Origin of the sequence: Microbacterium sp. NPDC019599, assembly GCF_040632175.1 — a bacterium.
Classification (GTDB): Bacteria; Actinomycetota; Actinomycetes; order Actinomycetales; family Microbacteriaceae; genus Microbacterium.
In genome coordinates this window covers 444,775-470,849 of the sequence record NZ_JBEYBL010000002.1, presented here as the reverse complement: position 1 = coordinate 470,849, position 26,075 = coordinate 444,775, and the positions used below count along the sequence as shown (strand labels likewise).

Annotated in this window: 24 protein-coding genes; 12 read left to right on the top strand and 12 right to left on the bottom strand. The window is 70.6% G+C overall.

Annotated features, from left to right (window positions below; genetic code table 11):
- Nucleotides 1–4: 4 nt before the first annotated feature.
- The 3 genes from ABZ477_RS05590 to ABZ477_RS05580 form a co-directional block, all read right to left on the bottom strand.
- Complete coding sequence (locus ABZ477_RS05590) at nucleotides 5–361, bottom strand: MmcQ/YjbR family DNA-binding protein (RefSeq protein WP_360129126.1); 357 nt, start codon at nucleotides 359–361, stop codon at nucleotides 5–7.
- Nucleotides 362–539: 178 nt separating this feature from the next.
- The gene (locus tag ABZ477_RS05585) at nucleotides 540–2,066 is read right to left on the bottom strand and encodes an MATE family efflux transporter (protein WP_360129123.1); all 1,527 of its coding nucleotides are present in this window, start codon (nucleotides 2,064–2,066) and stop codon (nucleotides 540–542) included.
- 209 nt (nucleotides 2,067–2,275) lie between these two features.
- Nucleotides 2,276–4,012: a hypothetical protein gene (locus tag ABZ477_RS05580; protein WP_360129120.1), complete on the bottom strand. Its 1,737-nt coding sequence runs from the start codon at nucleotides 4,010–4,012 to the stop codon at nucleotides 2,276–2,278.
- Nucleotides 4,013–4,185: 173 nt separating this feature from the next.
- Here ABZ477_RS05580 and ABZ477_RS05575 point away from each other — a divergent pair, with 173 nt between their 5' ends.
- Entirely contained in the window at nucleotides 4,186–4,515 is a 330-nt protein-coding gene (locus ABZ477_RS05575) for a hypothetical protein (RefSeq protein ID WP_360129117.1), read from the top strand.
- A 10-nt stretch (nucleotides 4,516–4,525) separates the two neighbouring features.
- On the opposite strand, the gene ABZ477_RS05570 is transcribed toward ABZ477_RS05575, so the two are convergent.
- The 6 genes from ABZ477_RS05570 to ABZ477_RS05545 all read right to left on the bottom strand — a co-directional run bounded on the left by ABZ477_RS05570 (nucleotide 4,526) and on the right by ABZ477_RS05545 (nucleotide 12,681).
- A complete protein-coding gene (locus tag ABZ477_RS05570; RefSeq protein WP_360129114.1) occupies nucleotides 4,526–7,069 on the bottom strand; it encodes a CHAT domain-containing protein in 2,544 nt (847 codons plus the stop codon).
- A gap of 25 nt (nucleotides 7,070–7,094) precedes the next feature.
- Nucleotides 7,095–8,765 (bottom strand): S8/S53 family peptidase, encoded by a 1,671-nt coding sequence (locus ABZ477_RS05565; RefSeq protein WP_360129111.1) that lies wholly within the window; start codon nucleotides 8,763–8,765, stop codon nucleotides 7,095–7,097.
- A gap of 74 nt (nucleotides 8,766–8,839) precedes the next feature.
- A complete protein-coding gene (locus ABZ477_RS05560) occupies nucleotides 8,840–9,313 on the bottom strand; it encodes a hypothetical protein (protein WP_360129108.1) in 474 nt (157 codons plus the stop codon).
- On the bottom strand, nucleotides 9,300–9,914 hold the full coding sequence (locus ABZ477_RS05555; protein ID WP_360129105.1) for a sigma-70 family RNA polymerase sigma factor: 615 nt from the start codon (nucleotides 9,912–9,914) through the stop codon (nucleotides 9,300–9,302). Before ABZ477_RS05555 ends, ABZ477_RS05560 begins: the two co-directional genes overlap by 14 nt.
- Before the next feature lie 72 nt (nucleotides 9,915–9,986).
- Nucleotides 9,987–10,979, bottom strand: a complete 993-nt coding sequence (locus ABZ477_RS05550) for an LLM class F420-dependent oxidoreductase (protein ID WP_360129102.1) — start codon at nucleotides 10,977–10,979, stop codon at nucleotides 9,987–9,989.
- Between the two features lie 34 nt (nucleotides 10,980–11,013).
- A complete protein-coding gene (locus ABZ477_RS05545) occupies nucleotides 11,014–12,681 on the bottom strand; it encodes a thiamine pyrophosphate-binding protein (RefSeq protein WP_360129098.1) in 1,668 nt (555 codons plus the stop codon).
- Nucleotides 12,682–12,986: 305 nt separating this feature from the next.
- Here ABZ477_RS05545 and ABZ477_RS05540 point away from each other — a divergent pair, with 305 nt between their 5' ends.
- The 9 genes from ABZ477_RS05540 to ABZ477_RS05500 all read left to right on the top strand — a co-directional run bounded on the left by ABZ477_RS05540 (nucleotide 12,987) and on the right by ABZ477_RS05500 (nucleotide 18,901).
- Entirely contained in the window at nucleotides 12,987–13,265 is a 279-nt protein-coding gene (locus ABZ477_RS05540; protein ID WP_360129095.1) for a GlsB/YeaQ/YmgE family stress response membrane protein, read from the top strand.
- A gap of 124 nt (nucleotides 13,266–13,389) precedes the next feature.
- Nucleotides 13,390–13,560, top strand: coding sequence for a CsbD family protein (locus ABZ477_RS05535; protein ID WP_360129092.1), 171 nt, complete (start codon nucleotides 13,390–13,392; stop codon nucleotides 13,558–13,560).
- Nucleotides 13,561–13,647: 87 nt separating this feature from the next.
- Nucleotides 13,648–14,367 (top strand): phosphatase PAP2 family protein, encoded by a 720-nt coding sequence (locus ABZ477_RS05530; RefSeq protein WP_360129089.1) that lies wholly within the window; start codon nucleotides 13,648–13,650, stop codon nucleotides 14,365–14,367.
- Nucleotides 14,368–14,429: 62 nt separating this feature from the next.
- Nucleotides 14,430–15,230 (top strand): DUF1206 domain-containing protein, encoded by an 801-nt coding sequence (locus ABZ477_RS05525; RefSeq protein ID WP_360129086.1) that lies wholly within the window; start codon nucleotides 14,430–14,432, stop codon nucleotides 15,228–15,230.
- Nucleotides 15,231–15,326: 96 nt separating this feature from the next.
- The gene (locus ABZ477_RS05520) at nucleotides 15,327–16,046 is read left to right on the top strand and encodes a DUF2510 domain-containing protein (protein ID WP_360129083.1); all 720 of its coding nucleotides are present in this window, start codon (nucleotides 15,327–15,329) and stop codon (nucleotides 16,044–16,046) included.
- The gene (locus ABZ477_RS05515; protein ID WP_360129080.1) at nucleotides 16,043–16,843 is read left to right on the top strand and encodes a sulfite exporter TauE/SafE family protein; all 801 of its coding nucleotides are present in this window, start codon (nucleotides 16,043–16,045) and stop codon (nucleotides 16,841–16,843) included. The genes ABZ477_RS05520 and ABZ477_RS05515 overlap by 4 nt, the downstream gene beginning before the upstream one ends.
- Nucleotides 16,844–16,892: 49 nt before the next feature.
- A complete protein-coding gene (locus tag ABZ477_RS05510; protein ID WP_360129077.1) occupies nucleotides 16,893–17,342 on the top strand; it encodes a MaoC family dehydratase N-terminal domain-containing protein in 450 nt (149 codons plus the stop codon).
- The gene (locus ABZ477_RS05505) at nucleotides 17,339–17,761 is read left to right on the top strand and encodes a MaoC/PaaZ C-terminal domain-containing protein (RefSeq protein ID WP_360129074.1); all 423 of its coding nucleotides are present in this window, start codon (nucleotides 17,339–17,341) and stop codon (nucleotides 17,759–17,761) included. Before ABZ477_RS05510 ends, ABZ477_RS05505 begins: the two co-directional genes overlap by 4 nt.
- 3 nt (nucleotides 17,762–17,764) lie before the next feature.
- Nucleotides 17,765–18,901, top strand: coding sequence for a UDP-N-acetylmuramate dehydrogenase (locus ABZ477_RS05500; RefSeq protein WP_360129071.1), 1,137 nt, complete (start codon nucleotides 17,765–17,767; stop codon nucleotides 18,899–18,901).
- A 220-nt stretch (nucleotides 18,902–19,121) separates the two neighbouring features.
- Here the strand turns inward: ABZ477_RS05500 and ABZ477_RS05495 are convergent, their stop codons facing one another.
- Nucleotides 19,122–20,324 carry a pyridoxal phosphate-dependent aminotransferase gene (locus ABZ477_RS05495; protein WP_360129068.1) on the bottom strand — a complete coding sequence of 401 codons (1,203 nt, stop codon included), beginning with the start codon at nucleotides 20,322–20,324 and terminating at the stop codon, nucleotides 19,122–19,124.
- Nucleotides 20,325–20,440: 116 nt separating this feature from the next.
- On the opposite strand from ABZ477_RS05495, the gene ABZ477_RS05490 reads away from it, so the two are divergent.
- Nucleotides 20,441–20,770: a hypothetical protein gene (locus tag ABZ477_RS05490; protein WP_360129065.1), complete on the top strand. Its 330-nt coding sequence runs from the start codon at nucleotides 20,441–20,443 to the stop codon at nucleotides 20,768–20,770.
- Between the two features lie 178 nt (nucleotides 20,771–20,948).
- On the opposite strand, the gene ABZ477_RS05485 is transcribed toward ABZ477_RS05490, so the two are convergent.
- Nucleotides 20,949–22,544 (bottom strand): isocitrate lyase, encoded by a 1,596-nt coding sequence (locus ABZ477_RS05485; protein ID WP_360129062.1) that lies wholly within the window; start codon nucleotides 22,542–22,544, stop codon nucleotides 20,949–20,951.
- Nucleotides 22,545–22,574: 30 nt separating this feature from the next.
- Nucleotides 22,575–24,215, bottom strand: coding sequence for a malate synthase A (gene aceB / locus ABZ477_RS05480; protein ID WP_360129826.1), 1,641 nt, complete (start codon nucleotides 24,213–24,215; stop codon nucleotides 22,575–22,577).
- Nucleotides 24,216–24,538: 323 nt separating this feature from the next.
- Here aceB and ABZ477_RS05475 point away from each other — a divergent pair, with 323 nt between their 5' ends.
- Nucleotides 24,539–26,017, top strand: coding sequence for a helix-turn-helix domain-containing protein (locus ABZ477_RS05475; protein ID WP_360129059.1), 1,479 nt, complete (start codon nucleotides 24,539–24,541; stop codon nucleotides 26,015–26,017).
- Nucleotides 26,018–26,075 lie beyond the last annotated feature (58 nt).

The following is a 26,075-nucleotide window of genomic DNA, read 5'->3' as shown; positions in this document are numbered from 1 at the left end:
GGCGCTATTCGAAGTCTCGGAGCTTGCGGGGGAGGCCCGCCAGGACGAGTTCGTACGACGTGTCGATCGCCTCACACAGCTCGTCGTCGGGGATGCCGCCGCCCGTGCGCAGCGTGTTCCAGCCCGATCGGCCGATGTAGGCCGAGACCCGCGCATCGTCGGGGTAGCGGATGAGCCACTCGTCGGCTTCGTCGCGGGTCTTCGCCGCCTTGACGCCGATCGAGCTGCCGTCGCCGTAGAAGACGAAGATCTTCCCGCGGTCGCCGGGGCCCACCTTGAACACGATGTCGCCCTCCCAGGGCTCGTCGATCCAGGCCCCGGGCTTGGCTGCGCAGTAGGCGTGGATGTCGTCGGGAGTCACCGCGCCAGTATCCCGCCGCCGTGCCGCCGGTTGCATCTCCGTTTCCCGATTTCCGGCGTTCGTGTCCCGAAGATTGCGGTTCAGAGCCGCGAGAACGGCCGATTTCGGGACATGCTCACTCGCGCACCGCGGGATGGCCGAAACCGGGGCTTGCTCACTCGCGCACCGCGGGAGTGGGCTACCGCGCGCCGCGCTCCGCGCGCCGGCGCGTGAGGCGTCCGCGGCGACCGCCCGCGCGGACGACGGCGACGAGGGACTCCGTCCGCGTCGGCAGCGCGATCGGCTGCGTCACGATCGCGTCGACGACCATCGAGCCGTCCGTCGGCCCCACGACGGCGATGGGGGTCGTGGGCGTCGCGACAGCGGGAGCCACCGGCATCCGTCCCAGCTGTCGATGCGCGACGGCGTAGGCCGGCACGAGCACGATGGCCGCGCCGATCCAGGCGAGCGGGTTCGACCATGCGACGCCGACGAAGCCGAATGCGCTGCCGAGCACGACCGCGGCGCCGACCCGCATGACGAGCTCGATGACGCCCGTCACGGTCGGGATCATGGCGTGGCCGAGGCCCTGCAGGGCGCCCCGCAGGATGAACAGGACGCCGAGCGACCAGTAGGTGAGGCCGTTGATGCGCAGCATGAGCGCGGCCATCTCGACGACCTCTTCCGCGCCGGTGCCGACGAACAGCTCGACCAGCGCGGCGCCGAAGGCGATGAGCAGCGCGCCGAGCACGATCGACGCGCCGATGGCCATCCAGGTCGCCTGGAGGACGCCGCGGCGGATGCGGTCGGGCCGCCCGCCGCCGAGGTTCTGCGCGACGTACATCGAGGCGGCCAGGCCGAGCGACTGCAGGAGCGCGACTGCGAGTCCGTCGACGCGGGATGCTGTCGTGTACGCCGCGACCGCGTCGGCGCCGAGCCCGTTGAGCGCGATCTGCACCGTGATCGTGCCGATCGCGATGATCGAGGCCTGGAAGCCCATCGGCAGGCCGAGGCGCAGGTGCTCGCCGAGGTCGGCGCGGCTCACGCGCCAGTCGCCGCGGCCCATGCGCAGGACCGGGATGCGGCGGCGGATCCACTCCAGGCACAGCACCACCGACACCGTCTGCGACAGGACGGTCGCCAGCGCCGCGCCACCGACACCCCAGTCGAGGACGCCGACCATGAGGATGACGAGCCCGATGTTGAGGAGGCACGCGAGGGTGAGGAAGACCAGCGGGGTGCGCGAGTCGCCGATCGCGCGGATGATCGCGGCGAGGTAGTTGAAGAACATGATCGCGCCGGAGCCGAGGAAGCTGATCTGCGCGAACACCGTCGCGTCGTGCATGAGTTCGGGCGGCGTCTGCATGAGCTCGAGGGCGGGGCCGGCGATGAGCGGGGCGCCGACCGTCAGCACGAGCGTCGCGATCGCCGTGAGGATCGTGCCGGAGGCGACCGAGCGGCGCACCGCCCCGTGATCGCGGGCGCCGAACGCCTGCGCGGTGGGGATCGCGAAGCCGCTCGTCATGCCCCACGCGAACCCGAGGAGCAGGAAGAGGAGCGATCCGGTCGCACCGACGGCGGCGAGCGAGTCGACGCCGAGGTGCCGGCCGACGACGACGGCGTCAGCGAATTGGTACAGCTGCTGGACGACGTTGCCGATCAGGAGGGGGACGGCGAACAGCAGGATGACGCGCCACGGGCTGCCCGTGGTGAGTGACTTCGACACGAGGGCTCACAGATGCGATTGCGCACGGAAAGGGGAGGAGGAGGTGATCGCGCCATCGACATCGAATCTCATCGCCGAATCGATTCGAGGCGCCGCGTCCATTCTTCCACGAATGCACATGTGCGAATGCCGAATCGCCGTGCCGGACATGGGTCGTCCCGGCCGGGGGATCGGCTGCCCCGGCCGGGACGAGTCTCATGGCACCTGCATCACGGAGCGCGGTGCGCCTCGATCGTGCGAGAGGTGATCGAGGGCGCCGTGCCCTTGCCGTTGCCGCCCGCGGTGTGGGTCGCGGTCACCGAGAGGGGCCGGTCCGACACGATGTCCAGTACGCCGAACAGCAGGCCCGGCGTCAGGCGCGCGATCTCCCGCAGCGCGACCCGGTCATCGAACGTGGCCTCGCCGGCCTCGAGCGTGATCGCTGCGAACCGCTTGGCGGGCACCTTGTCGGGCTCGCGGCCGAGGACCTTGTCGTCCACGATGAGGGCTGCGAACCGCTTCTCGATCTCCGCGGCGCACGTGCCCGGGTTGTAGATCGTGACAGCGGTGGCGTAGTGCCCCGTCACGAACGGCCCGACCTCGCGGCCGTCGTCCGTGTTGCCCGCGATGAACTCGACGGAGTAGTGGTAGCGGCAGGCCGGCACCGTGACGCGGACGCGCTTCTGCGCGACCACGACCCCGTCGGCGACGACGTCGATCGTGCCCGTGAAGATCTGCTCCTTGTCGCGGCAGTCCTTCACCCCGACCCACGTGACTTCGAAGGTCAGGACGTGCACCTCGTCGCCGGGCAGCGGACCGTAGCTGGCGGGAGTGATCGATTCGACGAACTCCGCCGTGGATCCGGTCGGCACGAGCGACAGCGAGCCGATCGACGTCACCGCAGCCGCGATGAGCGTCGACAGCGTCGACACGATGTCTCCCGGGTTCACACCGGTCGTGTGCGAGCCGCTCGTCGCGGCCGCGATCCGCGTCGCCTGTCCGGCGGAGCCGGCGGGCACCGACGGCGCGTAGTCGCCGGCATCCGCGTTCGGGTCGTCGTCCAGGGCCGTCGCGAACCCCGTCGTCGTGCTGACCGCGACGACGGTGATGTCGGCGCCCGTGAGATCGGCCGTCGCGGTGGCTTCCGTGATCGCGGCGGCGAGGCCGCTCAGCGCCGTGGGGATCGGGTCGTGACCCGGGGCATCGCCGAACCACACGAGGATCCGCTTGCTGTCCGGGCGCCAGCCGATGCCGGCATCCGTCGCGATCTGGTGCAGCGCGTACAGCTGGCCCTCGGAGCCGTCGGACCCTTCGTCCGCCGTCCACGTCGAGATCGCGGCATCCGCGACCGCCAGGTTGGTCGTCGGAGACACCTGGTGGGCGAACGCGTACGAGTTGCGGATGCCGTCGACGGGGAAGTCGCGGTAGTTGCCGACGCCCCACGCGACGTCGAAGCCGGCGAGTGCGGGGTTGTTGAGGATGACGCTCGCGCCCGCCTTCACCGCGTCCAGGACGGAGAACATGCTGCCCGTCGTGTCGGCGAGGAGGTAGACGTCCGCCTTGGGCGGCGCGGAGGACTTCGGGACGGTGACCGTGATCTTCTCCGTGACGCGCTCGCAGCGGTTGAGCCGCCAGTCGTTCGTCGTCGGATCGATCGTGATGGGCTCCTTGCGTCCAGGGATCTCGTGGCCGTGGACGACCGGGAAGTCCGGGACGAAGAGCTTCGCGTCGGGGAACATCCGCTCGAGCGCCGACAGCGGACGCACGACGCCGGCATCCGTCACCGTGATCGCGGCGACGGAGTTGGGCTTCGCGGGGTCCACCGCGGTGAACAGGCGGGCGAGTTCGCCCGTGGGAAGACGGGTCTCGGATGCTGCGATCAGGCGCGGCTTGGAGGCTCCGAGTTCATCGGCAAGGTGCTTGACGACGCTGTCAGGGGCGTCGTCGAGCGGGAAGGGGTGAGGCATGACAGCTTCCTTTTCTCCCGGGGTGCCGAATCGCCCAGACATCTGGGACCCCTTGCACCTTGAGGAGGCGGAGGAGGCCGCGCTGATACACACGCGTGGTCCGGTATCACGGAACGGGGGACGCCCTCTTCTAGACGAGCGGATCCACCGCTCGCGAATCAGGGGAACGAAAGATGTACACGACAACGACGTCCCGCACGGAAGCCGGGACCGCGAAGGCGGCGGGGTACCACCTCGAGCAGACCGTGGATCACCTCGCCGACGTCGTCGAGAGCCTCATCCACGGCCACGCGGAGTTCATCTGCAGCCTGGAGTTCGAAGAGGCCGAAGCGCTCGCCGAGGTGCTCGAGGCAGGGCACCACACCGGCACGGCCGCCCGTCTCATGCACCGCTGGGCGCTCACGGAGCCGGACTGGAGCGAGGATGCCGAGCACTCCGAGACGCTCCATCAGTGGCTCGCGCTCTCCGTCGACGCCGAGCGGCTCGCTGTCGTCGATCGCTGACTCGCGGTTCTCAGAACCCCGTGCCGTGCGCCTGGAAGGGCGCCGAGATGCCCGTCTCGTCGGCGGCGCGGGCGAGCGCCTCGGCGGGTGCCGCTCCCGTGACGAGCCGCTCGTGCATCGCCCCGAGCAGGTCGCATGCGACATCGTCGGTGACGACGACGGGAGATGCCACGACGCAGCGTGCGCCGGCGTGCAGCCAGACCCGCGTCATGCCGATCGCCTCTTCTCCCCAGCGGATCGATGAGCGGCCGAGCTCGCACGCCGACAGGACGACGGTCTGCGGGACATCCGGCATCCGGTCGATGTCGTAGCCGAAGAGCGTGCCGTCGGCCAGTTCCAGGCCCGAGAACTGCGGGTTGTCACCGGAGTGTCGCCCGTGGGCGGCGACGTGGAGGATGTCGACCCCGGCGGCGAGCCGTGTCACCGCGTCGACCGTCGCATCGGCGCCCAGGAGCACCTCCTCCGACGCCCAGGCCGCCGCGGCGCGCGTGGCCTCCTCCTCGCCGCGCGCGACGTGGGGGCCCACGGCGAAGCCGGCGGAGTCGGCGCGCCACGGTGCGGCCGCGCGTTCGCGCACCCATCGCGACATCGAGGGGGTCACGGTGAGGGCGATGCCGCGGAGCTCTGGGAGCATGTTCCACGGAACGCCGGCGAGCACGCCGGGAACCGTCACGGCGATGCGCCGCGCCGCACATGCGACGGCCCCGATCGGTCCGACCAAGAGGCGTGACATCGTCGCCAGTCGATCCCCGAGCGACGCCTGCACGACGGCGGCGAGCGGCCCCGAGCGGATGGATGCCGACATGTCGAGGTCCGAGCGCAGTCCGCTGAGGACCGACCGCAGTGCGGGCCAGTCCAGGCGGACGGCATCTGCGCTGTGGGCCGTCGCGACGAGCGCGACGAGCGTCGTCCCGTCGAAGACGAAGGAGACGAAGCAGTCGTCCTCGCCCAGGGCGGCCCGCGCCTCGTCGAGCGACACGCGCTCCTGCACAGCCGCCGTCCCGGTGCCGGACCACTGCCGCTCGCGGGCCCGGTCCCGCAGGAGCGCCGCGCGAGGATCGGCGAGCCAGTCGCCGTCCGGATGCGCCGCGCGCAGCATCCGGAGCTCCGCGAGATCCGCGGCAGACTCGGGATCCTGCGGGGGGCGCAGCGGCACGACCTGGAGGCTCATGTGGCGGGCTCGCTCGGACCAGTCGAAGAGGACGTCGGGGCGGCCCGATCTCACGGCGGACGAGAGCCCGACGGCGAGGAGTCCCCGCGTGAGCATCGCGGCCGTGCCCTGGAGCTCGAGGCTGCCCATCGCGTGCTCGGATCGTTCGAGCAGCTCGACGCCGCGGGCGGCCTCACGTCGGGCCGCTGCCTCGCGTCCGGCGATCCGGGCGTGCTGCGCGCGGAGCTCGGAGGCCATGAGAGCCACCTCGAGGGGGAGGCCCTTGGCGACGCGCACGGGGTCGCCGTGGGGGTCGCGCCCTGTCCGGCGCACTCGCGCCAGCCGGTCGGCGAGGCGCAGCGCCGCGGCCTCGCCCCGCAGTCCGTGCGCTTCGAGGCCCTCCACGACCGAGGCCACGGAGTCCTCACGGGGGAGTCGGCTCGATGGATCGACGGCGTCGCCGCGGTGCACGTCGGATACGGCCGCCAGCCGCGCCCGGAGGTTCACGGCCTGGGCCCGCAGGGCGCGCGCGTCGCTCCCCAGGCGCCGGAATCGCCTCGCGGCGGCGGCCGAGACCCGCGCGGCCCGCGCCGGGGCATGGCGCAGGAGCGAGCGGGCGAGCTGGTACTCGGCATCCGCCTGCTCCCGGAGGGCGCGGAGCCCCGCGAACACGCCCGCGACGTTGGTGAGGCTCGCCTCCGCCTCGGAGATGAGACCCGCATCGCTGAGCGCCTGGGCGCGGTCGAGCTCGTTGGTCGCCGCCCACAGATCCGACTCGCTGTCCAGCGGAGCCCGCACCCGTTCCATCGTCTGCAGCGCGCGGACGAGGTCTCCCTCGAGCATCGAGACGTAGCCGCTGTTGTGCTGCGCCTGCGACGCGGCCAGCACATCGCCTTCGTCGAGGTACGCGCGCTCGGCCCATTCCAGATCGGCCTTCGCCGAGGCGAACTGGCCGCGCTCCATGTCGACGAGGGCGCGGTTCATCCGCATGTTCGCGGCGCGCAGCGGATCGCGAGACAGACCGCGGATGCTTCTCCCGAGCCATTCCGATGCGCTGTCGAGCCTGCCGCGCGACATCTCGATCGATCCGAGCTGCCCGTGGAGGATCGCGACGGTGTCAGACGTGATGCCGGGCCGGGCGAGCGCTTCACGGCACAGCCGCTCGCCGGCATCCGCGTCGCTCGAGATGGCCAGCAGGTAGCCCGTGGTGCCCGCGATCCGGGCGCCGAGATCGACGTCCCCCTTCGCCTCGGCGGCCGTCGCGGCGCGTGCGAGCGATCGGCGGGCCGCCACATATCGGCCTTCGTTGACCTGATCCACACCGCGCCGATAGAGCGCGGCCGGATCGGCCGGTGACCGTGTGCGCGGCCGCTCGACGTCGCCCTCCGCCGTGTCCGCCGTCACCGCCCCTCCTCGTCTCGAGCCCGGCTCACCCGACCGTGCGGCTCGCCGCGTCCCACACGTCCGCCTTCGAGAGCAGCGACACTGTGTCGTCGAACCCGAGCGCCGGGCGTCCGTCCGCCGCCATGAGCTGCTCGGACATGGCCTGCGCGATCGTCCCCGCGACATACGGCGCCGAGAAGGACGTCCCGCTCCAGATCGCGAAGCCGCCCCGGTAGTCGTCGGGGTCGATCAGGGTTCGCTCGAGCCCGAACCGGGGGTCGCTGGCGGGGGAGGAGAGTCCGCCCTGGAACGATGGCGGGAGCGTGCTGAGCACCGAGGTCCCGGGCGCGTACAGCCGCACCCACGGGCCGATGTTGCTGAAGAGGGCGACCGACTGCCCGCTGGGGTTGAGCGCCCCGACCGACAGGTGCGGTGCGATCCCCGCGGGCTCGGGGCCGAGGCCCAGAGCCGGGTCGCTGCCTTCCCAGAGCGCGGCGGGGAAGGTCGGCCGGTCCGTCGCGTCGTTGCCGGCCGAGCACACGACGACGACCCCGCGGCTGCGGAAGTCGACCAGGAGGTCGTAAAGGCCGGTCGAGAAGCGTCCGTCCTCCGGCGTCTCGTGGTAGTAGCCGAGCGAGAGGTTGAGGACGTCGATCTCGAGCTGCCCGGCGTCCATGAGGTCGAGGAGCTCTTCGAGCGCGAGGATGAGCTCGGCCTCGAGCACCGTCCCGTCGCTGTCGGAGACGCGCGCCGCGACGATGTTGACGTCGGGCCCGGTCTGCCGCACGATGCCGCAGACGAACGTCCCGTGCCCCGACGAGGAGTCCAGGCGTCCCTCGAGTGGTCCGGTCTGGTCGGGGAAGACCTCGGGATCGGTGCCGGCGTCCTCGATGCCCACGACCCCGGCGGCGTTGGGGGCCGTCTGCCGGGCGGTGACCCACGGGCCCTCGTCGGAGTCGTCCGTCCGGGCCCTGAGCCACGGGTGATCGCCGCATCCCGTGTCGATGACGGCGACGACGGGGCGGCGTCCGCCCGGCTGGACCCCGTGTCGCGCCACGGGGGCGGGTCCCGCGTACGTGACGACCTCGAGCCCGCCCGTGCCCGCGAAGGAGTAGCTGTCGAGGTCCGCGGCGGGGTTCGTCCGGGCGAACGGATTGGTCCTCGCGAACGGGTTCGTCCTCGCGAACGGGTTGGTCCTCGCGAACGGATTGAGGCCGATCCCGTCGATCGTGAGGACGTGTTCCAGCCCGACCGAGCGGAGCGGGTCGCCGGCCGGCACGCGCAGCGCCGCGGCCAGATGCAGACGCCGGCCGAGCCTCACGTCGGCGGCGCGCCTCAGCTGCGTCGACTCGCGCGGCGGAGCGGTGAGCCGCCTCGCCCGCTGGAGGAGCCGCCACGCGTCGATCGGCTCGTCGCGCGAGGCATCGGGATCCTGGACGATCACAGCGCGCGTGAGCGCGCTGCTGCGGGGGCCGCGCTTCTCGACATCTCGGTCGGCGCGCAGCCGCACGGGCTCCACCCTCCAGCCCAGTTCGGATGCCGCGCGGGCCAGCACCTCGAGCGCAGGCCCGGGGTCGCCGGTGATCAGCAGATGGCCCGGCACGTACAGGGTCGGGTAGGCGCGAGCGCCCGAGGCGTCCTCCTGCGGAGGATCGAGCAGGACTCCTCTCGTCGCCGCGGCCGCCTCCCTTTCACGCCACGTCCGTTCCTCCGCCATCTCACCGTTCCCTCCTCCCGTCGGCCCCCGAAGACCGGCGGGATCTCATCGCGCGGACCCGAAGGCCCTCTTCTTCACACCTCGAACCGTGGGGTCAGGAAGTCGTGCAGATCGCCGTCCGAGCCGCGCACGACGATCCGCAGCCGCGAGACGCCCGGTGGGACGGACTCGAACGCGAATCGGCCGTGCTCGCCCGCCTCCGCTGTCCGATCCCCGTCGTCCTGGACCAGCCGGATCGCCAGCGGCGTGGCATCCACCCACCCGTCGACCCGCCGCGACCCGTCCTCGGCGGCGGTGACGTGCAGCAGCACGCTCGTCGTCCCGTCGCTGAACTGAAGCGTCGCGGTGTCGGTCTCGCCGCGCACCGCGGCCGGTGTCGAGCCCTCGACGAGGGTCAGGAGGGCGTACTCCCGCGAGAGGTCCTCGACGGCGACCGCGGCGACCATCCGATCCGCGAGGTCCTCCGGCACTGGGTCGGCCTCGTTCCACATATCGCGCAATCGCGCGAAGAGCGCCGCATCGGCGCCGAAGTCGTCAGCGTCCATCATGATCTCCCCATCCCGCGCCCTCGAGTTCGGCGCGGAGCTTCGCGAGGCACCGCTGACGCGTCGGTCCGATGGATCCGACGGGCATCGCGAGATCCTCGGCGATGCGTGCGTAGTCGGGCCTCTCCTCGAATGCCACGATCCGCAGGAGGTGACGGCACCGATCGTCGAGCTTGCCCACCGCCGCCCACAGACGGTGGCGCTCATCGTCGGTGGCCGCGGTCTGCTCTGCGGACTCGTGGGCGGGCAGGTGCGGTTCGAGCGCCTCGACGTCGGTCGGGTTCGCGAGCCGATGCGCCTTGCCGACGCGCCAGGCTTCGCGGCGCGCGCACATCATGAGCCAGCCCGAGACGGCCTGCGGATCGATGATCGACTGATGACGTCGCACGAGCGTGAGCCACGTCGTCTGCACGACGTCCTGCGCGAGCGCGGCCTCCAGCCCGTACGCCCGCACGACGTGCCAGAGCGGCGGGGTCATGAGGCGCACGAGCTCGTCCATCGCGCGGCTGTCGCCCTCACGCCACCGCAGGAAGAGCGCTCCCGCGCGCTCCCAGCGGGCGGGCTCGACAGCGTCGACGGATGACTCGCTGCCCGCGTGCGCCATAGGGCCCATTGTGTCCACGCTGAGCAGAGAGCGGTAGGGCTCTTCTGATACATGCGCGTGGATCGAGATGCGCTACCGCGACGACAGCGCCGGGATGACCTCGCTCTCGAACAGCTCGATGCCCGACCGGTCGTAGGCCGCCTCGGGGAAGTAGTGGATCGCGTACGAGAGGCCGCGCCGCTCGCGCTCCGCGAGGCGCTGCACGACCTGCTCGACCGACCCGAAGGCGGGCGAGCCGAGGTAGTCCTGCTCGATGTGGTCGGCGCGCTTCTGCCCGACGTGCGGAAGCAGCCGCTCCTTGACCGCAGCGAGCCGGTCCTTCGCCTCCGCCTCGGTGGAGGCGACGATCGTGTTGAAGTTCGAGGTGCGGGTGATCGACGCGAAGTCGCGTCCGATCGCGTCGCAGTGCCCCCGCAGCACATCGCTCTTGTGGCCGAACTCCTCGAGCGACCCCGCGAAGTTCGTGTACGAGGCGTACTTCGCCGCGATCTTGAGCGTCACCTTCTCGCCGCCGCCCGCGACCCACAGCGGGATGCCGTCCTCCTGCAGCGGGAGGGGCTGCACGATCGCGTCGTGCACCTGGTAGTGCTTCCCGTCGAGCGTCGCGCGCCCCGTCGTCCAGGCCTGGTGCATGATGTCCACGCCCTCGCGCAGCATCCCGAGCCGCTGCGGGATCTCGGGGAACCCGTAGCCGTACGCCCTCCACTCGTGCTCGTACCAGCCGCCGCCGATTCCCATCTCGGCGCGCCCGCCCGAGACGATGTCGACCGTCGCCGCGACCTTCGCGAGGTACGCGGGATTGCGGTAGCCCATGCACGTGCACATCTGGCCGAGCCGGACGCGGCTCGTCGACGCCGCGAACGCGGCCATGAGCGTCCAGGCCTCGTGCGTCGCCTCATCGCTGTGCACCGGCGTCGTGTGGAAGTGGTCGTACACCCAGAGGGACTCCCAGGGGCCGGCATCCGCTCGCTGCGCCAGCCCGTTCATCACCGCCCAGTGCTCCGTGGGGTCGATGCCCACGAGATCGAATCGCCAGCCCTGGGGAATGAAGGTTCCGAATCGCACGGACCAAGGCTAGCGACGCGACGACCCCGCGACGTCACGCGTTGACGCGGATGATCTCGCGCTGGTACGGCGCGATGACCGACGGCGAGATGCGGCAGTCCAGCAGGAGGAAGGATCGGGATGCCGCATCCTCCGCCGCCCACGACGCGAGGCGATCCAGGTCGGCGAGCGAGCGCACGACGACGCCCTCCGCACCGACCGCGCGCGCGAGACCGGCGAAGTCGACCTCCGGGATGAGCATGGGGTCCTGCGCGACGCCCTTCAGCCCGTAGAGGTTGACCTCCGCGCCGTAGGCGCCGTCGTTCCAGACCACCGCCAGGCCCCGCCCGGCCGCGACGCGCACGGCCGACTCGAGGTCGGCGAGCGCCATGAGGCCGCCGCCGTCGCCCGTCGTCAGCACGACCGTCGAGGAGGGCTTGGCGAGTGCCGCGCCGGGCACCGACGGGAATCCCAGCCCGATCGACTGGTACGCCGTGCCGACCATGATCATGCGGTCCGGGGATGCGACGGGCCAGTGCATGTTGGCCCAGCCGATGAAGTGGCCGCCGTCCGAGACCACGACGCGGTCCCTCGTCGACTCGTGCGCCTCGAGCAGCTCCCCGATGCGGGTGGCGACGGAGCGAGGGTCCAGGCGTCCGTCGGGGGCGAGCTCGTCGCCCGCCTCGCGCCGTCCCAGCGACGCCGTGTCGATCGTCTCGCGCCAGCCCGACGGGTCGGCGCCGATCGCCCGGAGCTCTTCGGTCAGAGCCCGGGCGACGACCGCGGCGTCGCCGCGGATGAATCCGCCGACGTGGGGGTGCGTCGCCGCGGGCGCCGTGTCGACCTGCACGATGCGCGCACCGGGGGAGAAGAGATCTCCGAAGCGCATCGTGAACTGGTTGAGCGATGCGCCGAACACGACCGCGACGTCCGCGTCTCGGACGAGCGCCATGGCGCCCTCCGCGCCGAAGCCGCCCGTGACGCCGAGGTCGAACTCGGTGCGCGGGAAGACGCCCCGCCCCAGTGCCGTCGAGGCCGTCACGGCGCCCGTGGCATCGGCGAGGTCGCCGAGCGCCTCGCCGGCGCCGGCGACCCACGCGCCGCGCCCCGCGAGCAGGAAGGGGCGCTGGGCGCCCGCGAGGGCCCGCGCGAGGTCGGCGATCGCGGCGGTCGCGAACCGGCTGCCGGGTGCGAGCGGGGCGGGCAGGACAGGAGTGGGCGCCTCGGGGACGGGCCCGGCCTCGCGCGTCGCGACGTCGTACGGGATGGCCAGGACGGTCGGCACGCGGTAGGTCAGCGCGTGCTCGATCGCGATGACGGTCGTCGCCGCGGCATCCGTCCTGCCGACCGTGTAGGTGCGCGCGCCCACGGCCGACGCCAGCGCGATCTGGTCCACACCCCAGGGCCGCGGGCCGGAGGTGGGCTCGTCGCCGACCACGAGCACGAGCGGGATGTGCGCCTGCCGCGCCTCGGCGAGCGCCGTCAGGGTGTTCGTGAAGCCCGCGCCGTACGTCGCGGTCGCGGCTGCGAGGCGGCCGGACGCGCGGTGATAGGCGTCGGCGGCCACGACGGCGCCCGCCTCATGGCGGGCCGCGGTATAGGTCGCGCCGGTCTGGCGCTCGAGCGCGTCGAGGAACCACGCGTTCCCGTTGCCCATGACGCCGAAGACGTGGTCGACGTGGCGGGCGAGGGTGATGGCGACGTGCGCGGAGACGGTGGGCATGGGCAGCTCCCGGGGAGACGTGACGGTGGTGAGGCCGTATGTGTCTCGCGCGTCCGGTTGGGGGACGGCTGCGTGCCCTTTTTTCGAGCACCGGCGGCTCGGATCCGCCGGACAACGCGAGTATCCCGCACGGGGGAGGGAAGTGACAACTCGGCCCGCCCGTCTGATGCCGGGCGGATTGTACGCCGCGCCGCCGGGCTCGTCCAGGCCTCGGCAGCCGGCTCCACGCCCCCGCTAGCGTGATCCATCCCGACGGCCGGGCCGCGAGGTTCGTCGTCGAGGGCACCCGAAGGAAGGAACACACAATGCTCTGGACCATCATCGGACTCATCGTCATCGGCCTGATCGCCGGCCTCATCGCGCGGGCGGTGATCCCCGGCAAGCAGAGCATCGGCATCCTGATGACGATCGTCCTGGGGATCGTCGGCTCGTTCGTCGGAGGCTTCCTCGGCTTCCTGATCTTCGGCTCCGACCCCGCGGACGGCTTCCTGCAGCCCTCGGGCATCATCGGGTCGATCATCGGCGCCATCATCGTCCTCGGCATCTACGTCGCGGTGACGCGTCGCCGCCACGTCACGCGCTGAGGATCTGGTTGCGAAGCGACGGGCATTAGCGCATCCGCGCGCTCCGCGCCACCCCGGGACCGGCGAGCCGGGACGCGTCTAGTGTCCTGATCGGCGGACGCAAAGTAAGAACCAAGGAGGCGACATGGGATTCGACGACAAGGTGAAGAACGCCGCTGAGGAAGCGACCGGCAAGGCCAAGGAAGCCGTCGGAGACGCTACGGACAACGAGCGGCTGCAGGCCGAAGGCCAGGCCGACCAGGCCAAGGCGAACCTGAAGCAGGCCGGTGAGAAGGTGAAGGACGCCTTCGACTGACCTCTGCGATGAGACGGCCCCGCGCCCTGCGCGGGGCCGTCTCCCGTTTCAGGCCCTCGCGCACACGACCGGATTCTGTGAACCACCATGCACGATCAGGCGCCACCCCCTCGTCACGACGGCGCGACGAGCGAGGCAGAAGCGCGCGAGCCGACCCCTGACGTCATCCGAGAGGTCGACGCCCGCCGCTATGTCGTCCTCAGCGTCGGCGTCGTGGCGACGGTCGCCTTCGCCGTGCTTCGACTCGTCGTCGCGCTCGGCGGTCACGAGCCGCTTCCCCTCGACGTCTGGTGGCACTGGTTCACGCTCGCCACCGAATCGGATCCCGGCATCTTCCTCGCCTGGATCCCAGCCGTGCTGGGCGGCACGATCGGCATGATCGTGATCGGCATCGCGCTCGTCCTGCTGTTCCTCTGGCGCAGGCGCCGATGGGATGCCGTCAACATGGCTGCGGCGATCGCCCTCGTGGTCGCGATCGGGGCGCCGATGGCGGCGATCATCGCGCGCGCCCGCCCGGAAGACTCGCTCGCCGAGAGAGTCGCGACATCATTCCCGTCGGGGCATACGGCAGTCGCGACGACCGTCGTCCTGACGCTCGCCCTCATCCTGCGGCGCTGGTACATCTGGGTGTTCGGCTCGGCCTGGGTCGTCTGGATGATGTGGAGCCGCACATACCTCCATGCGCACTGGCTGAGCGACGTCGTCGCGGGGCTGCTGGAAGGAATCGCGGTCGCGTGCCTGGTGTGGGTGGCCGTGGAATCCGTGCGCGATCGTCGTGCCGTGAGAGCCTCCAGCGAGTACGCATGACGCAAGAATGGCCGCTCGTCAAGCCTTTCTCCCGACGGGATGCGCGTGGCTACTCTTCCGATATGTCAGCACCGAAAGCCGCCGCCCGAGCGGCTCAAGATTCGCGAGGCTTCGAGATCGCCGCACGCGTCGGCTATGTCGTCCTCGGCATCGTCCACCTCGTCATCGCCGGCATCGCCGTCTCCGTCGCAGTGGGCGGCGGTGGCGAGGCCGACCAAGGCGGCGCCATGGAGCAGATCCGCAAGGCGCCCGCCGGAGTCTTCCTCCTCTGGTTCATCGTCATCGGACTGCTCGCGCTCGCCGTCTGGCAGGTCACCGAGGCCATCCTCGAGCGCAACCCCGACAGCAAGAAGAAGTGGGGATACCGCGTCAAGTACGTCGGCACGGCCCTCATCTACCTCGCGATCGCCGGGACAGCGCTCGTCTACGCCCTCGGCGGCCAGTCCGACTCGTCGGAGTCGACGCAGACGTTCAGCGCCCGGCTCATGGCGGCGCCGGGAGGGATCTTCCTCGTCGCCCTCGTCGGGGTGCTCGTCGCCGCGATCGGCGCCGCGTTCGTCGTGCGAGGGCTCACCCGAGGCTTCGAGAAGCACCTCGCGCTGCCCGCCGGCCTGCCGAGAAAGGGCATCGTCACCTTCGGCGTCGTCGGCTACATCGCGAAGGGCATCGCGGTAGCGATCGCCGGCATCCTCTTCATCGTCGCGGCGATCACGCACGACCCCGAGACCGCCGGTGGACTGGATGCCGCGCTGCACGCGCTCGCGGAACTGCCCTTCGGTCGCGTCATCCTCTGGATCATCGGCGTGGGGCTCGGGATCTACGGCGTGTACTGCTTCGCCCGCGCGCGCTACGCGCAGATGTAGCAGATGTGAAGGGGTCGCCGGTCGGGGTCGTCCGGACCTGGGTGAGGCGGTCCTGCGGCGCCGGCGGCCCCTCGACCCGCCGGTATCGTTGCCGTCATGAGCACGACTCCGCCCGGGTGGTACGACGACGGTCACGGCGCCCGGCGCTGGTGGGACGGGCAGCGGTGGACCGAGCACGTGCAGCAGCCCGCGGCGACTGCGGCCGCCTATGCGGCGGCGGATGCCGCCACCCAGGGTCCGGCCCTCGGGGCGCCGGCTGCGGCGGGCGGGCCCGTCTATCCGCCGGTCCCTCCGAAGAAGCGATCGAACCTCTGGATCGTGTGGCTCGTGGTGGGGGTGCTCGCACTCGGCGCCGTCGTGACGGCCATCATCGTCATCCCGATGCTCCTCGCCGGCCTCTTCGCGACCGCGGGCGGAAGCGAGAGCGGCGGCACGGGGGCGCCGACGCCCGAAGAGGCCGCCGCGATCGAGACGGTCCAGCTGTACGACCAGGCGTGGCAGCAGGTCGACTGCGACCTGTTCCTGGGCGTCACGACAGAGGAGTTCCGCACCGAGCTGGAGCTGCCGGACTGCGCGACCTTCGTGGACGCCGCCCAGTACTTCGCGGATTCGACGTCGGATTACGTCGTCGAGATCACGGGCACCTCGACGAACGGCGACGTCATCACCGTCGCCACGACCGAGACGTTCCTGAGCACCGTCGACGACGACGGGCAGCCACTGGATGAGCCGGTCACCAACGAGGATCGTTGGGAGTACTACCTCATCGACTCCGGCGGAGCCTGGGTGATCGACGACGCCGGGGCCGAGGAATGACGGCCGAGCCGGCCGCGAGAGCCGCGCGCACGCCGGTCTTCTTCCTCGTCTGCGTCGGCATCGGACTCATCGCAGGACTCCTTTCGGGGCTGTTCGGCGTGGGCGGCGGAACGATCATCGTGCCGCTGCTCGTGCTCGCGCTGAAGTTCGATCAGCGGCTCGCGGCGGGGACGTCGCTCGCCGCGATCGTGCCGACCGCGACCGTCGGCGTCATCTCCTACGCGATCCACGGATCGGTCGCGTGGATCCCCGCGCTCATCCTCGCGGTGGGTGCCGTCATCGGCGCCCAGATCGGCACGTGGCTCCTCCCGCGCGTGTCGGTCACCGCCCTGCGGTGGGGCTTCGTCGCGTTCCTCGCGTTCGTGATCGTCATGCTCTTCGTCGTCATCCCGTCGCGCGACGCCGAGTTCCCGCTCAATCCGCCGACGATCGTCGGACTGCTCGTCCTCGGCGTCGTGACCGGCACGATCGCCGGCCTCATCGGCGTCGGGGGCGGCATCATCGTCGTGCCCGCGCTCATGCTGGTGTTCGGGACGAGCGACCTCGTCGCGAAGGGCACGTCGCTGCTCATGATGATCCCGACGGCGATCTCGGGCACCATCGGCAACATCCGTCGACGCAACGTGGACCTCGTAGCGGCGGGTGTCATCGGCCTCGCGGCGTGCACGACGACGGCGCTCGGCGCCTGGATCGCGACGATCGTGGACCCCTTCGTGGCGAACGTCCTCTTCGCGATCTTCCTGACGTTCATCGCAGGGCAGATGGCCTGGAGGGCGATCCGCGACCGCAAGAAGTGAGGGCATTCCTCCGGCCGGGGCGATCGGAGCGGCTCGGTAGGATGGCACGGTGCCAGTGAACCCCGAGCTCGTCGGGCGGGACTTCCCGCCGACGCCGCCGTACCTCGTCGGCCGTGAGAAGGTGCGCGAATTCGCGAGAGCCGTCTTCGCCGCCGACCCCCAGCACACCGACCCGGCCGCCGCGCAGGCGCTCGGCTACGCCGACGTCGTCGCGCCGCCGACCTTCGCGATGGTCGTGCAGGACCTCACGCTCCAGCAGCTGCTCGGCGAGCCGGACTCCGGCATTCTGCTCCAGAACGTGCTGCACGCGGAGCAGCGGTTCGCCTACACGCGGCCCATCGTCGCGGGTGACGAGCTGACGGCGAAGCTCGCCGTGACCGGTATCCGGACCCTCGGCGGCAACGCCATGGTCACGAGCGACGCGGTCATCACGGATGCCGAGGGCGCGCACGTCGTGACCGCGACATCCGTCCTCCTCGTGGGGGAGGGCGAGAAGTGAGCGACCCTTCGACGAGCTGGGGGATCGCCGTGGGCGATGTCGTCGCCGAGCGCACCGTGCACCTCACGCGGGAGTCCCTCGTCCGCTACGCGGGCGCCTCGGGCGACTTCAATCCGATCCACTACCGCGACGACATCGCCGCCTCCGTCGGGCTGCCGGGTGTCCTCGCCCACGGCATGCTGACGATGGGTCTGGCGGTCCAGGCGATCGTGCCGTGGCTCGGCGACTCCGGCCGCATCCTCGACTACGGCGTCCGCTTCACGCGGCCCGTCGTCGTGGATCCCGAGGACGGCGCCGCGCTGACGATCGTCGCGAAGGTCGGCGCCGTCGACGACGAGGCGGCCCGCATCGACCTCACGGTGACGTTCGCCGAGGTGACGGTGCTCGGCAAGGCGCAGGTTCGCGTCCGTCGCGCGTAGCCCATGCCTGAAGTCGAGCCTGTTCCGCTCGCGCAGCTCACGACACTGCGCACCGGCGGCCTTCCCGAGCGCATGATCGAGGCGCACACGTCCGGCGAGCTCGTCGACGCCCTCTCCGAGGTGTGGGCCGACGGCGACCCGTGGCTCGTCCTCGGCGGCGGGTCGAACCTCTTCGCGGGCGACGAGCCCTTCGACGGGACCGTCGTGCGCATCCGCACGCAGGGGATCGAACGGATGCCGTCACCCCGGCCCGGCTTCGCGCGCCTCAAGGTGCAGGCGGGGCACGACTGGGATGCGCTGGTCGCCTACGCCGTCGACCAGGGGCTGGCCGGAATCGAGGCCATGTCCGGGATCCCCGGGACGGTGGGCGCCGCCCCCGTGCAGAACATCGGCGCGTACGGTCAGGAGATCGTCCAGACCCTCGTCGAGGTCGAGCTGCTCGACGAGGGCGCGTCTGAGATCGTGACCGTCCCCGCGTCCGAGCTCGGCCTGGGCTTTCGGACCTCAGTCCTCAAGCACCACTACGGCTCGGTGCCGCTGCGGTCCGCCGTCATCGTGTCGGTGACGCTCGAGCTCGGTGAAGTGGGGCACGCGGAGCGTCCGATCGCCGGCGCGCAGCTGCGGTCCGCGCTCGGGCTCGCCGAGGGCGACGCCGTGACGGTCGCCTGGATCCGCGAGCACGTCCTCGAGACGCGCCGCCGCAAGGGCATGGTCCTCGACGACACCGACACCGACACGTTCAGCGCCGGGTCGTTCTTCCAGAACGCCGTCGTGACAGCATCCTTCGCCCGCACGCTCCCCGACGAGTGCCCCCGGTGGCCCGTCGCCCCCGATCTCGACCCCGTGCTCGTCATCCCGCTCGCGTCCTTCGACGGGTACGTGCCGCCGCACGCGACGCAGCAGCCGGACGTCAAGGTCAGCGCCGCTTGGCTCATCGAGCACTCCGGACTGCGCAAGGGGTTCAAGCTGCCGCGCTCCCGGGCGGCCCTGTCGTCCAAACACGCCCTCGCCCTCACCAACCGCGGGGGAGCGACCGCCGACGAGCTCGCCGAGCTCGCGCGGTTCATCCAGGGTCGCGTGCAGTCCGAGTTCGGCCTGATCCTGCAGCCCGAGCCTGTCCTGATCGGCGTCGAGCTCTAGTCGTTCGCACGAACCCATGCCGCGCGCGCGGCGTGCGCAACTCCTGCTGAATGCGTCGGGAGTGGCCTCAAGAGGTCGTCTGAGCGGCATTCCGCACACACCAGCAGGAGTTGCGGACGCGACCGCCCTCGGCCGAGCCCTGGCGCCCTCACGCGAGAACGCGCCTCTGTCCTCAACACGACGGGTGATGAGGACAGAGGCGCGTTCTCGCGGAACGGGGTCAGGAGGCGAAGAGCTCCTGCATCCGGCGGACGCCCTCCAGGAGTGCCTCGTCGCCCAGGGCGTACGAGAGGCGGAGATAGCCCGACGGGCCGAAGGCCTCGCCCGGCACGACCGCGACCTCGGCCTCGTCGAGGATGAGGTCGGCGAGCTCGAGAGACGTCTCGATGCGCTTGCCGCGCCACTCGCGGCCGAGCAGGCCCGTGACGTCGGGGTACGCGTAGAACGCGCCGAGCGGGTTCGGCACGGTGACGCCCTCGATCTTCGCGAGCTCCGACACGATGAGCTTGCGGCGGCGGTCGAAGGCGAGGCGGAACTCCTCCGCCTCGGTCTGCGGGCCGGTCAGAGCCGCGAGCGCCGCGCGCTGGGCGATGTTGTTGACGTTCGAGCTCAAGTGCGACTGCAGGTTCGCGGCGACCTTGATGGCGTCCGCGGGGCCGACCATCCAGCCGAGGCGCCAGCCGGTCATCGCGTAGGTCTTGGCGACGCCGTTGACGAGGATCGTCTGGGCTGCGGCATCCGGGACCGCCTCGACGATCGAGACGGCGCGGGTGCCCTCGTAGACGAGGTTCTGGTAGATCTCGTCGGAGATGATCCAGATGCCGTGCTCGACCGCCCACTCTCCGATGGCCTTGGTCTCTTCGGGCGAGTAGACCGAGCCGGTCGGGTTCGACGGAGACACGAAGACGAGCGCCGTCGTCCGGTCGGTGCGCGCGGCCTCGAGCTGCTCGACGGTGACCTTGTAGTCCTGGTCGGCGCCGGCGAACACCTCGACAGGGATGCCGTCGGCGAGCGCGATCGCCTCGGGATAGGTCGTCCAGTACGGGGCGGGCAGGAGCACCTCGTCGCCCGGGTTCACGACGGCCTGGAAGGCCTGGTACACGGCCTGCTTGCCGCCGTTGGTCACGACGACCTGAGACGGCGCCACCTCGAGGCCCGAGTCGCGGAGCGTCTTGGCGGCGATCGCCTCGCGCAGGACGGGGAGGCCGACGGCCGGCGTGTAGCGGTAGTTGGCGGGGTCGTGCAGCGCCTCGATGGCGGCGTCCACGATGAACTGCGGGGTGGCGAAATCGGGCTCTCCCGCCGCATAGCTGATGACGGGGCGGCCGGCGGCCTGGAGCGCCTTGGCCTTCGCGTCGACCTTGAGGGTCGCGGACTCGGCGATGGCGGACAGCTTGCGGGACAGAGGAGCGCGTTCGGTCACGCCTTCGAGCGTACCTGCGGGGCCGCCCGGCGCGCAGACGCGTGGACGGGCCGCCTGGACGGGCGCGGCACGCGCGGGCATCGCGGCGGCACACGTGGGAGCGGTACCCTGTGCTCGTGGACGGCATGATGTGGGGCGCGATCATCTCGTCGGTCGTGCTCGTCGCGGCCGGCGGACTCGTGTGGTGGCTCTGGGGCGGGTGCAGCCTCTCGCTGACCGGTGCCGTCGGCACGGTCGTCGGCGGCATCCTGTCGCTCGTGCCGCTGCTCGTGATGGCCGATCAGGATCTGGCGCTGCGCACGTCGTTCGCGCTGACCGTCCTCACGGTCGTCTGGCTCCTCGGCTGGGTGCTCGCCAGCGGCATCCGCGCGCAGCGACTCGCGCGCGAGAACGCGGCGGCGGCTCAAGCCGCGAGCGGTTCACGCAGCCCCGTCCCGCACGCCTGAGCGTCGCGCCGGCGCACATCCGGGCCGCGCCGCGCGCGGGGGCCGGCCGCACGCCCGAGCGCAGACCCGAGCCGCACCGTCCCGCGCGCCTGGGCGACCTCAGCCTGCACGCCTGCAGAAGAACCGGATGCCGCGTCCCGTGTCGGGACGCGGCATCCTGTCTCTTCGCGATCGATGCTCAGCCGAACTGGTTCATCGTGTTGTGCTGGCCCCCGGCCTTGAGGGCGGCGTCGCCGGCGAAATACTCCTTGTGGTTGTCGCCGATGTCGCTTCCGGCCATGTTCTGGTGCTTGACCGTGGCGATGCCCCCGCGGATCTCGCGGCGCTGGACGCCCTTGACGTAAGCGAGCATGCCCTCATCGCCGAAGTAGCCCTTCGCGAGGTCATCGGTCGACAGGGCAGCCGTGTGGTACGTCGGAAGCGTGATGAGGTGGTGGAAGATCCCGGCGCGAGCGGACCCGTCGCGCTGGAATGTGCGGATCTTCTCGTCGGCCAGCCGGGCCAGCTCGGTGTCGTCGTACTCGACGCTCATGAGGTCGCCGCGGTCGTACGCCGAGACATCCTCGCCCCGCTCGGCGAGCAGGTCGTAGGCCTGCTGGCGGAAGTTGAGGGTCCAGTTGAACGACGGGCTGTTGTTGTAGACGAGCTTGGCGTTCGGGATGACCTCGCGGATCGCGTCGACCATGCCGGCGATCTGCTCCACGTGGGGCTTCTCGGTCTCGATCCACAGCAGATCCGCGCCGTTGCGCAGCGACGTGATGCAGTCCAGCACGACGCGCTGCTCACCCGTCCCCGGACGGAACTGATACAGGTTGCTCGCGAGACGCTTGGGGCGCAGCATCCTGCCGTCGCGCTTGATCACGACGTCACCATTTCCGAGTTCGTCGCCTTCGACCTCCTCGACGTCGAGGAAGGAGTTGTACTGATCGCCGAGGTCGCCGCGCTGGTGGCTGACGGCGAGCTTCTGCGTGAGCCCGGCGCCGAGCGAGTCGGTGCGGGCCACGATGATGCCGTTCTCGATGCCGAGCTCGAGGAACGCGTAGCGGACCGCGTTGAGCTTCGCGATGAAGTCCTCGTGCGGAACCGTGACCTTGCCGTCCTGGTGGCCGCACTGCTTCTCGTCCGACACCTGGTTCTCGATCTGGATGGCGCACGCGCCCGCCTCGATCATCTTCTTGGCCAGGAGATAGGTCGCCTCGGGGTTGCCGAAGCCCGCGTCGATGTCGGCGATGATCGGCACGACGTGGGTCTCGTGGGTGTCGATCTGCGACTGGATGAACTCGACCGCGGTCTCGTCGCCCGCGGCGCGGGCCTCGTCCAGTTGCGTGAAGAGCAGGTCGAGCTCGCGCGCGTCGGCCTGGCGCAGGAACGTGTAGAGCTCCTCGATGAGGGCGGGCACCGACGTCTTCTCGTGCATCGACTGGTCGGGCAGGGGTCCGAACTCGGAACGGAGCGCGGCGACCATCCACCCCGACAGGTAGAGGTAGCGCTTGTTCGTGGTCTTCAGGTGCTTCTTGATCGAGATCAGCTTCTGCTGCCCGATGAAGCCGTGCCAGACGCCGAGCGACTGCGTGTACACCGACGAGTCGGCGTCGTACTCGTCCATGTCGCGGCGCATGATGTCGGCCGTGTACTGGGCGATCTGAAGTCCCGTGCGGAACCGGTTCTGCGCCCGCATGCGCGCGGCGGACTCGGGGTCGATGGCAGCCCAGCCGGAGCCCTGCTGCTCCTTGAGCGCCCGGATGGCTTCGATGTCGTCCTGGTATGCGGTCATGTCAATTCCTTCTTCGTCGTCTCGGGGTGATCAGTCGGCGTCGACCAGGTGCTTCGTGTACGCCGGCAGGGTGAGGAATGCCGGGAACTCCTGGCCGAGGGCGACCTCGCGGAAGATCTCCGCGGCGTCGTCGAAGCGGTCGCCGTCGCGACGTTCGACCTCGCCCAGCACCTGCGCGATGAGGCCCTCGACGTACTCGCGGGTGATCGGAGTGCCGTCGTCGGTGGTCTGGTCCTGGTGGATCCACTGCCACACCTGCGAGCGGGAGATCTCGGCGGTCGCGGCGTCCTCCATGAGGTTGTCGATCGCGACGGCGCCCAGGCCCCGCAGCCACGCCTCGAGGTAGCGGATGGCGACCGACACGTTGGCGTGCACTCCGGCGACGGTGATGGGGCGGCCGATGTGGACGTCGATGAGGTCGGCGGCCCTCACCTCGACGTCGTCGCGCTGACGATCGACCTGGTTCGGCCGGTCGCCGAGCACCGCGTCGAACTCCGCGCGGGCCACCGGGATGAGGTCGGGATGCGCGACCCACGTGCCGTCGAAGCCGTCGCCGGCCTCGCGCTTCTTGTCCGCGGCGACCTTCTCGAACGCGCGCTCGGTGACCTCCGGATCGCGGCGGTTGGGGATGAAGGCGCTCATCCCGCCGATCGCGAACGCGCCGCGCTTGTGGCACGTCTTGACGAGCAGCTCGGTGTAGGCGCGCATGAACGGCACGGTCATCGTGACCTCGCTGCGGTCGGGCAGCACGAAGCGCGCCCCGCGGCCGCGGTAGTTCTTGATGATCGAGAAGATGTAGTCCCAGCGGCCCGCGTTCAGGCCGGCGATGTGGTCCCGCAGCTCGAACAGGATCTCCTCCATCTCGAACGCCGCCGGCAGCGTCTCGATGAGCACCGTCGCGCGGATGGTGCCGTGCGGGATGCCGAGATACCGCTCGCTGAAGGTGAAGACGTCGTCCCACAGCTTCGCCTCTTCGCTCGACTCGAGCTTGGCGAGGTAGAAGTACGGTCCGCGGCCGTTCGCGATCAGGGCTTGCGCGTTGTGGAAGAAGTACAGGCCGAAGTCCACGAACGAGCCCGACGCCGCCATCGCCCGGCCGGCGCGGTCGGTGAAGCGGATGTGCTGCTCGGGCAGGTGCCACCCGCGGGGCCGCATCACGATCGTCGGCGTCTCGGTGGCGGTGATCTCGTACCGCTTGCCTTCGGGGCTCGTGAACTGCAGCTCCCCGCGGATCGCGTCGCGCAGGCTCAGCTGGCCCTCGACGACGTTGCGCCACGTCGGGCTCGTCGCGTCCTCCTGGTCGGCCAGCCACACCTTCGCACCCGAGTTCAGCGCGTTGATCGTCATCTTCGGGTCGGTCGGGCCCGTGATCTCGACGCGGCGGTCCTCCAGGCCCGGGCCCGCGCCCGCGACGCGCCACGACGCGTCCTCGCGGATGTGGCGGGTGTCGTCGCGGAACTGCGGGTCGTGGCCGTTTCCGATCTCGAAGCGGCGGCGCATGCGGTCGGCGAGGCGGTCATGGCGGCGGGCGCCGAAGCGGTCGTGCAGCTCCGCGAGGAACGCGAGAGCCTCCGGTGTCAGGATCTCGTCATAGCGGGCGCCGGGCCGCCCCGCGACCTCGATCGACGGCTCGTGGGTCTGGGTGGGGATGGGGCCCGTGCGCGTGCGCATCGGAGTGGCGGTTGCAGGTGTCATGTCCCTGTCTTCCTGTGAGCCCCCGGTCGTTGAGCGAGCTTGCGAGACGAAACGCCTGCGGCGGATCGAGCGCGTTTCGTCTCGCTCGTTCCTCGCTCGCTCAACGACCGGAGGGAGAGGTATGTGAGTGGGGGATGCCGCGACCCGGCGTGTGCGCCGGGTCGAGGCATCCCGTGATCCGCGTTCTGCGTGGATCGTCAGGAGGTCGTGAGACCACTTTCGAGTGAAGTTCGCGGTCAACCCCGCCGATTCGGGTGTGAAGTTTCGCCGAAGTTCTGCTTCTGTGAGAGACTCCGGCAATGACGCTGTCTGCGACCCACGATGCGATGACGGATGCCGCCGACGATGAAGAGGTGGATTCACTGACGATCGGCCGCCGCATCCGCCAGCTGCGCACCGCGCGCGGCATGACGCTGGACGAGCTCGCCGCGGCCGTCGAACGCGCGCCGAGCCAGCTGTCGATGATCGAGAACGGCCGGCGCGAGCCCAAGCTGACGCTTCTGCGCACGATCGCACGCGTCCTCGGCGTGAGCGTCGACGCACTGCTGGAGTCGGAGCCGCTGGACGAGCGGGCGACGCTCGAGATCGCGATCGAGCGGGCGATGAAGGGGCAGAACTTCCAGGCGCTGGGGATCGAGCCCTTCCGCGTCGGGAAATCGATCCCGGATGACGTCCTCAAGGCGATGCTCGCACTGCACGGTGAGATCGACCGGCTGCGCGACGAGCGCGCCGCGACGCCCGAAGAGGCGCGGCGCGCCAACGTCGCCCTCCGACGCCTCATGCGGACCCAGAGCAACTACTTCGCCGAGCTCGAGGAGCAGGCTCGGGCGATCCTGGATGCCGTCGACCACCCCAGTGGTCCGCTGACGCAGCGGACAGCATCCGACATCGCCGCTCATCTGGGGTTCACGCTGCACTACGTCCCGGATCTGCCGCAGACGACGCGGTCGGTCGCCGACATCAAGAACGGGCGGCTCTATCTGTCGAGCCGGCTGACGGCGAAGGGCGACCCGCGCACCGCGGTGCTGCAGGCGCTGTCGAGCCGCATCCTCGGGCACCGCGAGCCCACGAGCTACCCCGAGTTCCTGCGACAGCGCGTCGAGACCAACTACCTGACAGGGGCCCTGCTGATCCCCGAGGCGCACGCGGTGCCGTTCCTGCAGGACGCGAAGAAGGACAGGGCGATCTCGATCGAGGACCTCCGCGACGCGTACTCCGTGTCGTACGAGACGGCGGCGCACCGCTTCACCAATCTCGCGACGGTGCATCTGGGCATCCCGGTGCACTTCCTCAAGGTGCACGAGTCGGGCACCATCACGAAGGCGTACGAGAACGACGATGTGAACTTCCCGACCGACCGCCTCGGGTCGATCGAGGGCCAGCTGTGCTGCCGCAGGTGGACGAGCCGGGTCGTCTTCGACGTCGACGACAAGTTCAACCCGTACTACCAGTACACCGACACCGGCAACGGCACGTACTGGTGCACGGCCCGCGTCGAGTCGTCCAGCGAAGGCTCTCACTCGGTGAGCGTCGGGGTGCGGTTCGACGACACGAAGTGGTTCCTGGGGCGCGACACCCCGAACCGCGGCGTGTCCAAGCACTCCGTCGAGGTGTGCTGCCGCCGCGCGCCGGCCGACCTCGAGTCGGCGTGGCGCGATCACTCGTGGCCCAACGTCCGCACGCCCCGGACCCTGCTCGCGACGCTCCCCACGGGGGCGTTCCCGGGCGTCGACACGACCGACGTGTACGAGTTCCTCGAGGCGCACGCGCCCCGCTGACGGGCGGGCCGGTCGCGGCCGAGCCGGGCACGAACTCCGCAAGACCGGTCGCACCCGA

Coding starts and splice junctions, on each gene's coding strand:
- ABZ477_RS05540 (WP_360129095.1), top strand. CDS start 12,987: ATGCTCTGGACCATCATCGGACTCATCGTCATCGGCCTGATCGCCGGC.
- ABZ477_RS05485 (WP_360129062.1), bottom strand. CDS start 22,544: ATGACCGCATACCAGGACGACATCGAAGCCATCCGGGCGCTCAAGGAG.
- ABZ477_RS05575 (WP_360129117.1), top strand. CDS start 4,186: ATGTACACGACAACGACGTCCCGCACGGAAGCCGGGACCGCGAAGGCG.
- ABZ477_RS05535 (WP_360129092.1), top strand. CDS start 13,390: ATGGGATTCGACGACAAGGTGAAGAACGCCGCTGAGGAAGCGACCGGC.
- aceB (WP_360129826.1), bottom strand. CDS start 24,215: ATGCGCACGCGCACGGGCCCCATCCCCACCCAGACCCACGAGCCGTCG.
- ABZ477_RS05520 (WP_360129083.1), top strand. CDS start 15,327: ATGAGCACGACTCCGCCCGGGTGGTACGACGACGGTCACGGCGCCCGG.
- ABZ477_RS05515 (WP_360129080.1), top strand. CDS start 16,043: ATGACGGCCGAGCCGGCCGCGAGAGCCGCGCGCACGCCGGTCTTCTTC.
- ABZ477_RS05525 (WP_360129086.1), top strand. CDS start 14,430: ATGTCAGCACCGAAAGCCGCCGCCCGAGCGGCTCAAGATTCGCGAGGC.
- ABZ477_RS05565 (WP_360129111.1), bottom strand. CDS start 8,765: ATGGCGGAGGAACGGACGTGGCGTGAAAGGGAGGCGGCCGCGGCGACG.
- ABZ477_RS05580 (WP_360129120.1), bottom strand. CDS start 4,012: ATGCCTCACCCCTTCCCGCTCGACGACGCCCCTGACAGCGTCGTCAAG.
- ABZ477_RS05475 (WP_360129059.1), top strand. CDS start 24,539: ATGACGCTGTCTGCGACCCACGATGCGATGACGGATGCCGCCGACGAT.
- ABZ477_RS05530 (WP_360129089.1), top strand. CDS start 13,648: ATGCACGATCAGGCGCCACCCCCTCGTCACGACGGCGCGACGAGCGAG.
- ABZ477_RS05545 (WP_360129098.1), bottom strand. CDS start 12,681: ATGCCCACCGTCTCCGCGCACGTCGCCATCACCCTCGCCCGCCACGTC.
- ABZ477_RS05555 (WP_360129105.1), bottom strand. CDS start 9,914: ATGGCGCACGCGGGCAGCGAGTCATCCGTCGACGCTGTCGAGCCCGCC.
- ABZ477_RS05500 (WP_360129071.1), top strand. CDS start 17,765: ATGCCTGAAGTCGAGCCTGTTCCGCTCGCGCAGCTCACGACACTGCGC.
- ABZ477_RS05560 (WP_360129108.1), bottom strand. CDS start 9,313: ATGATGGACGCTGACGACTTCGGCGCCGATGCGGCGCTCTTCGCGCGA.